This window comes from Bacillus sp. 5w2, from assembly GCF_054353775.1.
In genome coordinates this window covers 50,222-65,464 of record NZ_JBTIWT010000014.1, presented here as the reverse complement: position 1 = coordinate 65,464, position 15,243 = coordinate 50,222, and the positions used below count along the sequence as shown (strand labels likewise).

11 protein-coding genes are annotated in these 15,243 nt (G+C 37.7%); 10 read left to right on the top strand and 1 reads right to left on the bottom strand.

Annotation, left to right across the window (positions count from 1 at the left end; translation table 11 throughout):
* Window positions 1–18: 18 nt before the first annotated feature.
* From dnaE to ACXY7N_RS20815, 8 genes are all read left to right on the top strand, one after another.
* Window positions 19–3,345 carry a DNA polymerase III subunit alpha gene (gene dnaE, locus ACXY7N_RS20850; protein WP_016135436.1) on the top strand — a complete coding sequence of 1,109 codons (3,327 nt, stop codon included), beginning with the start codon at window positions 19–21 and terminating at the stop codon, window positions 3,343–3,345.
* Between the two features lie 133 nt (window positions 3,346–3,478).
* Window positions 3,479–4,687, top strand: a complete 1,209-nt coding sequence (ystJ, locus tag ACXY7N_RS20845; protein ID WP_011199012.1) for an NADP-dependent malic enzyme — start codon at window positions 3,479–3,481, stop codon at window positions 4,685–4,687.
* A gap of 14 nt (window positions 4,688–4,701) precedes the next feature.
* Window positions 4,702–5,346 carry a FadR/GntR family transcriptional regulator gene (locus ACXY7N_RS20840; RefSeq protein WP_016085994.1) on the top strand — a complete coding sequence of 215 codons (645 nt, stop codon included), beginning with the start codon at window positions 4,702–4,704 and terminating at the stop codon, window positions 5,344–5,346.
* Window positions 5,347–5,531: 185 nt separating this feature from the next.
* On the top strand, window positions 5,532–6,401 hold the full coding sequence (accD, locus tag ACXY7N_RS20835) for an acetyl-CoA carboxylase, carboxyltransferase subunit beta (RefSeq protein WP_016085995.1): 870 nt from the start codon (window positions 5,532–5,534) through the stop codon (window positions 6,399–6,401).
* Window positions 6,389–7,363, top strand: a complete 975-nt coding sequence (gene accA, locus ACXY7N_RS20830) for an acetyl-CoA carboxylase carboxyl transferase subunit alpha (protein ID WP_016085996.1) — start codon at window positions 6,389–6,391, stop codon at window positions 7,361–7,363. Before accD ends, accA begins: the two co-directional genes overlap by 13 nt.
* Window positions 7,364–7,491: 128 nt before the next feature.
* A complete protein-coding gene (gene pfkA / locus ACXY7N_RS20825; RefSeq protein WP_000821161.1) occupies window positions 7,492–8,451 on the top strand; it encodes a 6-phosphofructokinase in 960 nt (319 codons plus the stop codon).
* A gap of 53 nt (window positions 8,452–8,504) precedes the next feature.
* Window positions 8,505–10,262 (top strand): pyruvate kinase, encoded by a 1,758-nt coding sequence (pyk, locus tag ACXY7N_RS20820; RefSeq protein ID WP_016085997.1) that lies wholly within the window; start codon window positions 8,505–8,507, stop codon window positions 10,260–10,262.
* A 196-nt stretch (window positions 10,263–10,458) separates the two neighbouring features.
* Window positions 10,459–10,848: an FxsA family protein gene (locus ACXY7N_RS20815; protein WP_016085998.1), complete on the top strand. Its 390-nt coding sequence runs from the start codon at window positions 10,459–10,461 to the stop codon at window positions 10,846–10,848.
* Window positions 10,849–11,515: 667 nt separating this feature from the next.
* Here the strand turns inward: ACXY7N_RS20815 and ytvI are convergent.
* The gene (gene ytvI, locus ACXY7N_RS20810) at window positions 11,516–12,634 is read right to left on the bottom strand and encodes a sporulation integral membrane protein YtvI (protein ID WP_088084407.1); all 1,119 of its coding nucleotides are present in this window, start codon (window positions 12,632–12,634) and stop codon (window positions 11,516–11,518) included.
* A gap of 564 nt (window positions 12,635–13,198) precedes the next feature.
* Between ytvI and ACXY7N_RS20805 the strand changes: the two genes are divergently transcribed.
* Both ACXY7N_RS20805 and citZ read left to right on the top strand, forming a co-directional pair.
* Window positions 13,199–13,660, top strand: coding sequence for a DUF441 domain-containing protein (locus ACXY7N_RS20805; protein ID WP_016086000.1), 462 nt, complete (start codon window positions 13,199–13,201; stop codon window positions 13,658–13,660).
* Window positions 13,661–14,047: 387 nt separating this feature from the next.
* Window positions 14,048–15,196: a citrate synthase gene (gene citZ / locus ACXY7N_RS20800; RefSeq protein ID WP_016086001.1), complete on the top strand. Its 1,149-nt coding sequence runs from the start codon at window positions 14,048–14,050 to the stop codon at window positions 15,194–15,196.
* Window positions 15,197–15,243: the final 47 nt, after the last annotated feature.

Sequence of the window (15,243 nt, the reverse complement as noted above, 5' to 3'; positions counted from 1 at the left end):
TAAAGAGAGGGTACAACAGTGAAGTTTGTGCATTTACAATGTCAAACCGTTTTTAGTTTATTAAAAAGTGCTTGTAAAATTGATGAGCTTGTAGTCAGGGCGAAAGAACTTGGTTTTTCATCGCTGGCTATTACGGATGAAAATGTTATGTATGGCGTTATTCCGTTTTATAAAGCATGTAAGAAACATGGTATACAGCCTATTATCGGCTTAACAGCTTCTATTTTTAGTGAAGAAGAAGAAAGGGCTTATCCGCTTGTTTTACTTGCTGAAAATGAAATAGGCTATCAAAATTTATTAAAGATTTCTAGTAGCATTATGACAAAGTCCAAAGAAGGTATTCCGAAAAAGTGGCTTGCCCATTATGCAAAAGGATTAATTGCCATTTCACCAGGTAAAGATGGGGAAATTGAACAATTATTATTAGAAGACAAAGAGAGTCAAGCTGAAGAAGTAGCTCGCATGTATCAAAGTATGTTCGGCAATTTTTATATGAGTTTGCAGCATCATGCGATTCAAGATGAACTGCTTTTACAAGAAAAGCTACCTGAATTTATTAATAAGGTAAATGTTCCGGTCGTTGCAACAAACGATGTACGCTACATCAATCAAAGTGACGCACTTGTTCATGAATGCTTATTATCTGTTGAAAGTGGAACGAAAATGACGGATCCAGATAGGCCGAGAATGAAAACGGATCAGTATTATTTAAAGTCAATGGATGAAATGGAAGCACTATTTTCGCATGCTGAGGAAGCGATTCAAAATACAATAAAAATCGCAGAACGTTGCCAAGTAGAAATTCCTTTCCATGTAAATCAATTACCGAAATTTCCAGTTCCATCTAACGAGACGAATGATACGTATTTACGCCGCGTTTGTGAAGAAGGGTTGCACAAACGATATGGTACGCCGAAAGAAGTACATATACAGCGTTTGAATCATGAATTAAACGTTATTTCTAGTATGGGATTTAGTGATTATTTCCTCATCGTATGGGACTTTATGAAATACGCACATGAAAATCATATTTTAACAGGACCAGGACGTGGATCGGCAGCTGGATCGCTCGTTTCTTACGTATTAGAAATTACAGATATTGATCCAATTGAATACGATCTATTATTTGAAAGATTTTTAAACCCTGAACGTGTGACACTTCCGGATATTGATATCGATTTTCCAGATATAAGACGTGATGAAATGATTCGATATGTGAAAGATAAATATGGTCAGATTCGTGTTGCGCAAATTGTAACGTTCGGGACGCTTGCAGCGAAAGCGGCAATTAGAGATATCGCCCGTGTAATGGGGCTTCCGCCGCGAGATATTGACATATTCTCAAAACTTATCCCATCAAAGCTTGGTATAACGTTAAAAGATGCATATGAGGAATCGCAATCACTCCGTGAGTTTATACAAGGGAATCTTTTGCATGAGCGTGTATTTGAAATTGCAAAACGTGTAGAAGGCTTACCACGTCATACGTCTATTCATGCAGCTGGCGTTATTATGAGCCAAGAGCCGTTAACAGGAAGTGTTGCAATTCAAGAAGGGCATAACGATGTGTATGTTACGCAATACCCAGCTGATGCATTAGAAGAACTTGGGTTGCTCAAGATGGACTTTTTAGGATTACGTAATTTAACGTTACTTGAAAATATTATAAAGTTTATCGTGAAAAAAACGGGGACACAAATCGATATAAGAAATTTACCACTTCAAGATGAAAAGACGTTCCAATTGTTAGGGAGAGGGGATACAACAGGTGTATTCCAGCTTGAATCAGGTGGTATGCGAAATGTACTTCGCGGGTTAAAACCGAATGAATTTGAAGATATTGTCGCTGTTAACTCGTTATATAGACCAGGACCGATGGAACAAATTCCGACCTTTATTGAATCAAAGCACGGAAAAAGACAAATTGAATATTTACATCCGGATTTAAAGCCGATTTTAGAAAGAACATACGGTGTAATTGTATACCAAGAACAAATTATGCAAATTGCGTCGAAGTTGGCGGGATTCTCGCTCGGAGAAGCAGATTTATTACGCCGTGCAGTGAGTAAAAAAAATCGTGATATTTTAGATCAGGAACGTAAGCATTTTGTGCAAGGTTGTTTACAAAATGGTTATGATGAGACATCCGCGGAGAAAATTTATGATTTGATTGTAAGATTTGCGAATTACGGTTTTAACCGAAGTCACGCTGTAGCCTACAGTATGATTGGATATCAGCTTGCCTACTTAAAAGCGAATTATACGTTGGAATTCATGACGGCACTATTATCAAGTGCAATTGGAAATGAAGATAAGATTGTGCAATATATACGAGAAACGAAGCGAAAAGGTTTTCATGTTTTGCCGCCGTCTCTTCAGAGAAGTGGTTACAATTTCCAAATAGAAGGCAATGCGATACGTTACAGCTTACTTTCCATTCGAAACATCGGAATGGCTACAGTGACAGCGTTACTCGAAGAACGAGAGGAAAAAATGTTTGAAGATTTATTTGAATTTTGCCTTCGCATGCCATCAAAGTTTGTAACAGAACGGAATTTAGAGGCGTTCGTCTGGTCTGGGTGTTTTGACGATTTTGGTGTTTCGAGAACGAATTTATGGAAGAGCCTTAAAGGAGCGTTAGAGTACGCAAATCTTGCACGTGATTTAGGAGATGCTGTTCCAAAATCAAAATACGTGCAAGGAGAAGAGCTCTCTTTTATTGAACAGTTAAATAAAGAGAAGGAAGCACTAGGTTTTTATTTATCAAGCTATCCGACAGCACAGTATGTGAAGTTAGCGAAAGAATTAGAAATTCCATCTCTCGCTCAGGCAATGCGACATAAGAAAAAAGTACAAAGGGCTATCGTGTATATAACAAGCGTGAGAGTGATTCGTACGAAAAAGTTGCAAAAGATGGCGTTTATTACATTTTGTGATCAAAATGATGAAATGGAAGCAGTTCTTTTCCCAGAAACGTATATACATTTCTCAGATAAGTTACAAGAAGGGGCAATTGTTTTAGTTGACGGTATGATTGAGCTAAGAAATCATAAGTTACAATGGATTGTAAATGGGCTATATCCATTAGAAGAAATGGATGTGTATGAAGAAAAGAAAGACGCATCTGTTTACGTGAAATTGCCGTCTCAGTATGAGAAAAAGCTGTTAAATCAGGTTACTAAAATATTGTTTGACTATTCAGGTTTTGCGAAAGTACTAATTTATTATGAAAAGGAACATAAAATGGTACAATTATCTCGGAGTTTATCGATTCATCCAAGTGAAGAATGTTTAGGGGCACTTCGTGAAATTGTCGGGGAAGAAAATGTGGTTGTGAAAATATAATGGACAATTTCCCTACACTTCGATTATTATAGTAGTAGTGTTCGTGGTCAGACCACTTGGAGAAATTGATATCAGCTAGAATAATTTGAGGAGAGTGGATAGTTTGTCAACACTTCGTGAAGAAGCACTTCACATGCATAAAGTGCATCAAGGAAAATTAGAAACTGTATCAAAAGTAAAAGTAGAAAATGCAAAAGATTTAAGTCTTGCATATTCTCCAGGGGTTGCAGAACCTTGTAAAGAAATTTATGACGATAAAAGTAAGGTATATGAATATACGATGAAGGGAAATATGGTAGCAGTTGTGACAGATGGAACGGCTGTACTTGGTCTTGGTAACATTGGACCTGAAGCATCTCTTCCAGTAATGGAAGGTAAAGCTGTATTATTCAAGAGCTTTGCTGGTGTAGATGCATTCCCAATTGCCTTAAATACAAACGATGTAGATAAAATTGTTGAAACTGTAAAATTAATGGAGCCAACTTTTGGCGGCGTTAACTTAGAAGATATCGCAGCACCAAACTGCTTCATTATTGAAGAACGTTTGAAAAAAGAAACAAATATTCCTATCTTCCATGATGATCAACACGGAACAGCTATCGTAACAGTAGCAGGTCTTGTAAACGCGCTAAAATTAGTTGGAAAGAAAATGTCTGACATTAAAGTTGTCGCAAATGGCGCAGGTGCAGCAGGTATTGCAATTATTAAACTTTTATATCGCTATGGCGTACGCGACATTATTATGTGTGACCGTAAAGGCGCGATCTATGAGGGTCGTCCTACAGGTATGAATCCGGTGAAGGATGAAGTTGCAAAATATACAAATAAGAATCGTATCGAAGGTTCTTTAGCTGATGTTGTACAAGGTGCGGACGTATTCATTGGTGTATCTGCAGAAGGTGCATTAACAGAAGAGATGGTTCGTACAATGAATGACGATGCAATTATTTTTGCAATGGCGAATCCAGTTCCAGAAATTATGCCAGAATTGGCAAAAGCAGCGGGCGCAGCTGTTGTTGGAACAGGTCGTTCTGACTTTGCGAACCAAGTAAATAATGTACTAGCGTTCCCTGGTATTTTCCGCGGTGCACTTGACGTACATGCGACACAAATTAACGAAGAAATGAAGATGGCAGCTGTACAGGCTATTGCTGAGCTTGTAGCAGAAGATGAGTTAAATGCAGACTATATCATTCCAGCACCGTTTGACGCGCGTGTGGCGCCTCAAGTGGCAGCTTACGTTGCGAAAGCAGCAATGGAAACAGGAGTAGCTCGCCGTCAAGTAGATCCAAATGAGGTTGCTGAGAAAACAAAACAATTAGCGCTGATTGGTAAAGAATAAGCGAGGAATTTCCATTGACATCATCAAATACAAAAGTATATCTCGAAATTGTAAAAAAAATCCGTTCCATTATGGAAGAGGATGGATTGGTAGCAGGGGATCGTTTACCGTCTGAGCGTGAGTTAAGTTCACGTTTAAACGTAGGACGTTCTTCTGTAAGAGAAGCGTTGCGTGCTTTAGAACTGGTAGGATTGATTGAAACGAGACGTGGTGAAGGGACGTTTATTCGAAACTTTTATGATAACGGTCTTGTACAATTGATTGCTCCGTTTTTGCTGCAAGATGAGAAAACAATTCGTGATTTATTACAAACAAAACGATTGCTTGAGAAAGATATGATTCGAATTGTATGTAATTTACCGAAAGAAACGTTTTCTAAAGTGCTAAGTAAATTACATCAAGTGCTTGAAGAAAATGAAAACTCAATTCCGACGCTTCATCAAACGTTCTTTAAAACACTTATTGAACAAGTCGATAATTATTTACTATATCGCATTTGGATGATCGTAAATGATTACGTATCAACTCTTTCTTGTAAAGTTTCAGGAGATTCTATTGATATGTATAGAAAGCTTTATGCTACCTTGGAAGAAAAACAAGAAAATGATGCACTAAAAATTTACGATGAATTAGTAGAGAATATACAGTTTCACTCGTAATGTATAAAATTTGTCGAAATGACCATGACACGTTATGACAAACATTCTATCGCGTAGCGGTTAAAGTTAAACGTAAAGAGTGAGGTTATTAGACAGATTGAGAAGATAAGGCTAACATCAAACTTTGGTGTTAGCCCAATTTTCTTCTTGCGCTAACCTTAGCTCTCAACGAAGGGGGTCAAATTGTGCTAAGAGATTTATTCGTGAAAAAGAAAAAGTACGCTGCAATACCTTCAGAACAAGTACGAAAAGATGTACCAGATGGCGTTATGACAAAATGTCCGAAATGTAAAAAAATCATGTATACGAAAGAGCTTCTAAAAAATTTAAAAGTATGTGTGAATTGTGGATATCATCATTCTATGAATGCATGGGAACGTCTTGATAGTATATTGGACGAAGGGTCATTCCGTGAGTATGACAAAGAAATGGTTTCATTAAATCCACTCGAGTTTCCAGCATATGAAGAGAAACTAGAGAGCGATCGTAAGAAGACTGAATTGAACGAAGCGGTTGTAACTGGTGAAGGAACAATTGATGACATGCTTGTTGTTGTTGCAGTAATGGATTCTCGTTTTCGAATGGGCAGCATGGGCTCCGTTGTAGGAGAGAAAATTGCCCGTGCAGTTGAAAAAGCATACGACTTACAAGTTCCATTTATTATCTTTACTGCGTCGGGTGGTGCCCGTATGCAAGAAGGGATATTAAGTTTAATGCAAATGGCAAAAACAAGCGTAGCTTTGAAAAAGCATAGTAATGCAGGAGGGTTATTTATTTCTGTTATGACTCACCCAACGACGGGCGGGGTTTCAGCGAGTTTCGCTTCACTTGGTGATTACAATCTTGCAGAGCCAGGTGCACTTATCGGATTTGCTGGTAGACGTGTAATTGAACAAACAGTGCGTGAGAAGCTACCGGAAGATTTCCAAACGGCAGAATTTTTACTAGAGCACGGTCAATTAGATGCGGTGGTGCATCGTGATGATATGAGAGAATCGCTCCGTAAGATTTTAGAAGTTCATCAAGGAGGGGAAATGGCTGTATGGCAGAGCTAGAATTTGAAAAACCAGTTGTTGAGCTAAGAAATAAGATTCGTGAACTGAAAGACTATACGAAAAACAGCCAGATGGACTTCAGTGAGGAGATTCGTATTTTGGAAGACAAGCTAGAAAAATTAGAGGAAGATATATACGGCAATATGAAAGTATGGGACCGTGTTCAAATTGCTCGTCATGCAGAACGACCGACAACGCTCGATTATATTGAGCACTTATTTACTAATTTTTTTGAATGTCATGGAGATCGCCTATTTGGCGACGATGCAGCGATTGTCGGCGGCATTGCGAAATATAAAGGGATGCCTGTAACTGTAATTGGGCACCAACGCGGAAAAGATACGAAAGAAAATATTCGTCGTAATTTTGGGATGCCTCATCCAGAAGGATATCGAAAAGCACTGCGTCTAATGAAACAAGCGGAAAAGTTTAATCGTCCTATTATTTGTTTCATCGATACGAAGGGAGCTTATCCTGGTAAAGCAGCTGAAGAACGTGGACAAAGTGAGGCAATTGCCCGTAATTTATTTGAAATGGCGGGTTTAACTGTACCTGTTATTTGTATTGTTATCGGTGAAGGTGGTAGTGGTGGTGCGTTAGGTCTTGGAGTAGGAGATTACATTCATATGCTGGAAAATTCTACGTATTCTGTTATTACACCAGAGGGTGCGGCGGCAATTCTTTGGAAAGACGCTGGTAAAGCAAAAGAAGCTGCAGAAGCGATGAAAATTACAGCATCAGATTTGAAAGAATTAGGTGTAATTGACGAAATTATTCCAGAGGCAAAAGGCGGAGCGCATCGTAATGTTTTAAAACAATCAGAAAATATAGATTTAATGCTTAAGAAAACTTTTGAACAATTAAGCGGAATTTCGAAAGATGAATTAATCGAAAAACGTTATGAAAAATATATGAAAATTGGGCAAGTTTCGTTTTCAAACGCTTCCATTGGGATAAAATAAGAAAAGCGTGCGTTCCTCTTCGCGAATGCACGTTTTTATTATGAAAAGACACATCTTCTCCATTGTGTTTTTATATTTTTTCGTGTTATTTTATTATAAGGCAAATAATCTTTATGAGGTGAGTACAAATGAAACGTATTGGTGTATTAACAAGTGGTGGAGATTCACCTGGTATGAATGCTGCCATTCGTGCAGTTGTTCGTAAAGCGATTTTCCATGATATTGAAGTATATGGTATTTACCATGGATACGCTGGTTTAATTTCTGGTCATATTGAAAAATTAGAACTTGGTTCTGTTGGCGATATTATCCACCGTGGTGGTACAAAATTATATACAGCAAGATGTCCTGAGTTTAAAGATCCAGAAGTACGACTAAAGGGTATCGAGCAATTAAAGAAACACGGTATTGAAGGACTTGTTGTTATTGGTGGAGATGGCTCTTACCAAGGTGCTAAAAAATTAACTGAACAAGGATTCCCATGTGTTGGTGTACCAGGTACAATCGACAATGATATTCCTGGAACAGACTTCACAATTGGTTTCGATACAGCTTTAAATACTGTTATTGATGCAATTGATAAAATTCGTGACACAGCTACATCTCATGAACGTACATATGTTATCGAAGTAATGGGGCGTCATGCTGGAGATATCGCATTATGGGCTGGTTTAGCTGATGGTGCTGAAACAATCTTAATTCCAGAAGAAGAGTATGACATGGAAGATGTTATTGCTCGTCTGAAGCGCGGTAGTGAACGTGGTAAAAAACACAGTATTATCATTGTGGCTGAAGGTGTTGGAAGTGCAATTGACATCGGTAAGCACATTGAAGAAGCAACAAACTTTGATACTCGTGTAACTGTATTAGGTCACGTACAACGTGGTGGATCACCAAGTGCGCAAGACCGCGTATTAGCGAGTCGTCTTGGCGCAAGAGCAGTTGAATTATTAATTGCTGGTAAAGGTGGACGTTGTGTAGGTATTCAAGATAATAAACTTGTTGATCATGATATTATCGAAGCGTTAGCTCAAAAGCATACAATCGATAAAGATATGTATCAATTATCTAAAGAATTATCCATCTAATCGGCTTAATGTCGGATATTTGGGAACGGTTTCATAATTTTCGGAGGTGCAATATGCGTAAAACTAAAATTGTATGTACTATAGGTCCTGCTAGTGAAAGTATTGAGAAATTAGAACAATTAATCGAAGCGGGTATGAACGTTGCTCGTTTAAACTTCTCTCATGGTAGCCATGAAGAGCACGGCGCTCGTATTAAAAACATTCGTGAAGCTTCAAAGAAAACTGGTAAAACAGTTGGTATCTTACTTGATACAAAAGGTCCAGAAATTCGTACTCACGACTTCGTAGACGGACAAGCTGAGCTTGTTACAGGTGCAGAAGTAGTTCTTTCTACTGAGCAAGTATTAGGTACTGCAGAGAAGTTCTCTGTATCTTATGCTGGTCTTTATGACGATGTAGACCCAGGTTCTCGTATTCTAATCGATGACGGTCTTATCGAACTAGAAGTAATCGAAAAAGCTGACGGAAACATCCGTACAAAAGTTCTTAACAGCGGAACTGTAAAAAATAAAAAAGGTGTTAACGTACCAAACGTAAGCATTAAGCTTCCTGGTATCACTGAAAAAGACGTAAAAGATATCATCTTCGGTATCGAGCAAAAAGTTGATTTCATCGCAGCTTCATTCGTACGTAAAGCATCTGACGTATTAGAAATCCGTGAATTATTAGAAGGGCATAACGCTCAATACATCCAAATCGTACCAAAAATCGAAAACCAAGAGGGTATCGACAACATCGATTCAATCTTAGAAGTTTCTGACGGTTTAATGGTAGCTCGTGGTGATATGGGTGTAGAAATTCCACCAGAAGAAGTACCATTAGTACAAAAACGTCTAATCAAAAAATGTAACGTGTTAGGTAAACCAGTTATTACTGCGACACAAATGTTAGATTCTATGCAACGTAACCCACGTCCAACTCGTGCGGAAGCAAGTGACGTAGCGAACGCAATCTTCGATGGTACAGATGCAATCATGCTTTCAGGTGAAACAGCTGCTGGTCAATACCCAGTAGAAGCAGTAACAATGATGGCTAACATTGCAGTACGTGTTGAAAAATCATTACAATATGAAGATATGTTCAAAAAACGTATTAAAGAGTTCACGCCAACAATCACAGATGCAATTAGCCAATCTGTTGCGCATACAGCACTTGCTCTTGATGTAGCTGCAATCGTAGCTCCAACAGAAAGTGGACATACTGCGAAAATGATCTCTAAATACCGTCCAAAATCTCCAATCGTAGCTGTAACATCTGACGAGCAAGTAGGACGTCGTCTTGCACTTGTTTGGGGTGTACAAGCATTTATGGCTGGAAAACGTGCAGCGTCTACTGACGAAATGTTAGATACTGCAATTCAAACAGGTATGGATGCAGGTCTAATCGGACTTGGAGACACTGTAGTAATCACTGCTGGTGTACCAGTTGCTGAAACTGGCACAACAAACTTAATGAAAATCCATGTTGTTGGTGAAGAAGTTGCTAAAGGACAAGGAATCGGTCGTAAAGCTGCAAAAGGTAAAGTAGTTGTAGCAAAAACAGCTGCTGAAGCTGTAGCGAACGTAAACGAAGGTGATATCCTTGTTACAACAAGCACTGATAAAGATATGATTCCTGCAATCGAAAAAGCTGCTGCTCTAGTTGTAGAAGAAGGCGGTCTAACAAGCCATGCGGCTGTTGTAGGTGTATCAATCGGTATTCCTGTTATCGTTGGTGTAAACGGCGTAACAGCAACTTTAAAAAATGGCCAAGAAGTAACAGTTGATGCGGCACGCGGAATTGTTTATAATGGACATGCGGAAGTGCTATAAGTAATACGGAGAGAAGGATCGGAGTCCTTCTCTTTTTTTTTACACAAAAACGAGGTAAAACTAGCTTAAAACGCCTGAAATTGCTTCTAAAAGCTGTTTGTTATGAGCTTTAATAGGAAAAGATGTTTAGTTTTTGTATGATGTATATGGGCGCCGTGAGGGCGTTTAAAGTGATGTGTGAGAGGAGTGTGGAACTATGAAGTGGTTACTATTCTTGTTTATTTTAATACCAGCGATTGAGATTACAGTCTTAATTGGATCGAGTCATGTAATAGGTTTATGGTCTACGTTCGCAATGATTATATTTACGGGTATTGTTGGCGTCTATTTGGCGAAAAGGCAAGGATTTAAAGTGCTTGGAGAGATTCAATCTAAGTTAAATAGAGGAGAAATGCCAGGAGGGGCAGTACTGGATGGTATTTTTATCTTTGTAGGAGGTATTCTTTTGGTACTTCCTGGATATGTAACGGATATAATAGGTTTTATCTTTGTTATCCCTATGACGAGGGCTTTGTTGAAGCCGTTTGTTATGAAGTGGATGGAATGGAAGTTTAGAAAGAACTCTACTATTATTGTGCAGAAATAGTGCTTAGATTATAGCGATCTAAGTACTATTTTTTTTGCCTGTAAAAGGATGAGAGGGGGTGGTTAAAGAGCGGTTAATTAAAGTTTTGCTTTACTCTGGCTATTTGAAGGTAAGAAGACGTCTGCCTTGGGATTTGCTGAGTGTGAAGGGGGGGGAATCGGACTACCTATAAAAGTCTGGTTGGTGAAGGGTAATGATCAGTAGTGGACAAATCCCTGCGGATTAAAGTTTTACTTTAATGTATTTGCTGTGTATTTTTCGATTGGATATGTGATTTGAGGAGTTGGTAGCTCTTAATGAGTGTGCTGTAGAAAAATTCTTCTGAGCTCAAGCCTGTTTTTGTATATAAAAAGAATCAATTGGTATGGAATAGCTTAGATAAGAGTAGGAAAATTGTTAGTTTAAGTCTCGTTTTATGTTATTTTGCATATTTATTCATTTACATAAAAAGTAATAAATGTAAGTAATAATTATAAAAATAATAGAATAAATATGTAAAAATACCTCGAAATATGCGTTTTCTATGCAAAAAAATAAGAGAACTATCCTTTTGGGGGGCAATTCTCTTGTTGTATGTAATGAGTGTGAAAAATAAGTACAAGGAATAATCAGTGGGAAATTCCCACTGATTACATGTAAGTTTTTGTTGTATATGAGTTAGAAACTATTATTTTGAAGGTGAGCCTTTAATATATTTCCACAAATCATGGAATACACGAGCTTTGTGCAATGTATTAAGTAGTACTAAGGTGACTGGACCGATGATTAATCCTAAAAAGCCAAAAAGCTTAAAGCCGACAAATAGAGCGATCAGTGTTGCTAATGGATCAAGACCGATATTAGAGGAAAGTACTTTTGGCTCCATAATTTGTCTTTGGACAATCACGACGATGTATAAGATGAGAAGACCGATGGCGAAAGCGGTGTCGCCAGTGAAAAATACGTATATAACCCAAGGAACGAAGACGGCGCCTGTTCCTAAATATGGGAGTAAATCTACAACCCCTGTAATAATCGCGATAGTAATGGCGTAAGGTACGCGTAATATTAACAGCCCGATTAGTACAATAACAGTTGTCATAGATACGAGTGTAAGTTGCGCTTTAACAAAACCAAATAAAGCTTTTCTTAAATCGACAAAAATAGTTTTTCCATAGCCATGAACACGATTGGGCAAAAGATTTCTTACTTTCTGAGCAAGGCGGTGCCAGTCGTAACTAATGAAGAAAGTCGCTAATAAAACGAATACAAGGACAGTTAAAGTTGTTGGTAGTGCACTAATGAAATTTGTTAACCCGCTTATAATAGCTGTTAAAAGTTCTTTCATTTGCGTCGTTGCTTCAGTTCCTAAGTTTTGAATGTTTTGTGTGATCGTATAGCGCTGTGGTTCCCCAAGATGATTAAATTTAGAAATTAAATCATCATAGAGAGGCATAATATGATTAAGTGCAAATTGTTGCGCGAATGTAACGATATCTGGAAACTTTATTGTAACAAGTTGAAGTAAGTATGTTGTGGCAGATATTGCTTCCGTTACAAGATATGTAACAAGTCCAACGATAGCTCCGAATACGAGAATTAAGCTAACGAGTACTGCTAGTGCACGAGGGAATTGTAGTTTTTGGTTAAGGAAATTGACGACAGGATTAATCAAATAAGCAAATGCGAAAGCAATAATAAAAGGGTAGATAAGTCCTGACATATATAGTAATGCATAGAACCCTGCTACCGTCGCTACAATGACGAATATGAGTCGCAATATCATATATAGTAAGTTTCGATTCAAAGATGTATACCTCCCATTCCAATATGGATTATCCTAATTCGTTCAACTTATAACGAGTGTGCTGCACTGATTAAAGTTTCACTTTATCCCGTATTAACGGGCAGTAAATCTCCTACCTGAAGTGCGGCTGGATCAAAGGAGTTAGGTGGAGATAAACTGCCCGTAAATGCCCGATTGGTTCAACTAATAATCAGTGAAAAATGCCCCACTGATTAAAGTTTCACTTTATGTTATAGTGGAATGATGGATTTTTCCTGCTTTTTCAGTACATGAGTGACTGGAAAAGCTTGGTGTTGATGCTTCTACTATATGGTAAAAACTTCATTTTCTCTTCTTTTTATTTTACCTGTTTCTTATTAGAAAAGAAAGGAGAGACAATTGTTTTAAAAAAATGTATACATGCTTAAATTTTTGATGGTAAAAGTCTCAGTTTTTCATTTTAAAATACATAAAAAAATGAAGTGGTTACTGTTGAATATACATCGATATAGCATGTATAACGATAAGTTTAAAGGTATTTTTGTTTGGAAATGAGTTCATTATTTTCAGAAAGGAAGTGCAAACATGATTAGTCAGTCAACGTTATTTTTATTCATACTACTTATTATCGGACTTATTGCGAAAAACCAATCGCTTACTGTAGCTATTGGTGTGTTATTTTTATTGAAGTTTACGTTTCTAGGAGATAAAGTCTTTCCTTATCTACAAACGAAAGGGATTAACCTCGGTGTTACAGTTATTACAATAGCAGTGCTCGTACCGATTGCGACGGGGGAAATAGGTTTTAAACAACTTGGAGAAGCGGCGAAATCGTATTATGCATGGATTGCTTTAGCCTCAGGGGTAGCGGTTGCTTTGTTAGCGAAAGGCGGCGTGCAATTATTGACGACGGATCCTCATATTACAACTGCGCTCGTTTTCGGGACAATTATAGCGGTTGCTTTATTTAATGGAGTTGCTGTCGGTCCATTAATTGGGGCTGGAATTGCCTATGCGATTATGAGTATTATACAGATGTTTAAATAAGGAATTTTATAGTAATATAAAAATTTTGAATTCTTTCTGTTCACAAAAGTCAGATAATTGTTTATAATAGGATTAGAAACTTTGAAAAGTTACATAACAGCAGAGACTTTACACCAGATAAAATAAAAACAACATAAAACAATTTTATAATGATATTGTTTTATGTTGTTTTTATCATAAAACTCTTCGGAATTTATTTTCCTCACTAACTTGTTTTTTTGAGCGTGAGGATTCGGGGAGACATTCACGCTCATGCTTTCCATGTAGACAATGGACAATAAGAGGGGAACATCGCAACAAATTTGCATGATCGTGCATTTTGCTTGCCTAAAGAGTGAACGGGCGTTCATAATTCAAAAGGGGAGCAAATAGATATAAGGAGCAAGGTTGGGAGAATTTTCAGGAAAAGGAGAGAATGTCATGACTGTTATTCGAGGTTTAGAAGGGGTAGTAGCAACAACATCATCTGTGAGCTCTATTATTGATGATACATTAACTTATGTTGGGTATAATATTGATGATTTAGCGGAGAATGCTACATTTGAAGAAGTAGTGTACTTATTATGGCATCGCAAGCTTCCTAACGAACAAGAATTAGCGAAATTTAAAGAAACTGTATCGGAATACTATAAAGTTCCAGGTGAGATTTTAACATATTTGAAACAAGTAGATTTAAAGATCGCACATCCGATGTCTGTTTTACGAACTGCAATTTCCATGCTATCATTATACGATGAGAGCGCTGAAATTATGGATGAAAAGTCCAATTATTTGAAAGCGGTTAAATTGCAGGCTCAAGTGGGAACTTTAGTTGCTGCTTATGCAAGAATTCGTAAAGGTTTAGATGTTGTTGAGCCTAGAAACGATTTATCATTAGCTGCAAACTTCTTGTACATGTTAAATGATCGCGAGCCAAATGAAGTTGAAATTGAAGCTTTTGATAAGGCACTTGTCCTTCACGCAGATCATGAGTTAAACGCTTCTACATTTACTGCACGCGTTTGTGTAGCTACACTTTCAGATGTATATTCTGGTATTACAGCAGCAATCGGTGCGTTAAAAGGTCCTCTTCACGGCGGGGCAAATGAAAATGTAATGAAGATGTTAACTGAAATTGGCGAAGAAGAAAATGTAGAATCATATATTCATAATGCTCTTCAAAATAAAGTGAAAATCATGGGCTTTGGCCACCGTGTATATGAGCAGGGTGATCCGCGAGCAAAACATTTACGCGAAATGTCTAAGAGATTATGCGTGCTTTTAGGAGAAGACAAATGGTATAATATGTCTATCAAAATTGAAGACATTGTAACAAAAGAAAAAGGTCTTCCACCAAATGTTGATTTCTATTCAGCTTCTGTATACCATTGTTTAGGAATTGACCATGACTTATTTACACCTATCTTTGCAATTAGCCGTATGTCAGGCTGGTTAGCTCATATTCTAGAACAATATGAAAACAACCGTTTAATCCGTCCGCGTGCTGATTATAATGGACCAACACATCAAGTGTACGTTCCAATTGCACAACGATAAGCGAAAAACACTATTTCGATAGTGAAAATACGCTTTCAAAAGTCTGA

Bases quoted from the DNA above. Each gene is read 5' to 3' on its own strand.
- ystJ (WP_011199012.1), top strand. From the start codon at position 3,479: ATGCATAAAGTGCATCAAGGAAAATTAGAAACTGTATCAAAAGTAAAA.
- accA (WP_016085996.1), top strand. From the start codon at position 6,389: ATGGCAGAGCTAGAATTTGAAAAACCAGTTGTTGAGCTAAGAAATAAG.
- pfkA (WP_000821161.1), top strand. From the start codon at position 7,492: ATGAAACGTATTGGTGTATTAACAAGTGGTGGAGATTCACCTGGTATG.
- pyk (WP_016085997.1), top strand. From the start codon at position 8,505: ATGCGTAAAACTAAAATTGTATGTACTATAGGTCCTGCTAGTGAAAGT.
- ACXY7N_RS20815 (WP_016085998.1), top strand. From the start codon at position 10,459: ATGAAGTGGTTACTATTCTTGTTTATTTTAATACCAGCGATTGAGATT.
- ACXY7N_RS20805 (WP_016086000.1), top strand. From the start codon at position 13,199: ATGATTAGTCAGTCAACGTTATTTTTATTCATACTACTTATTATCGGA.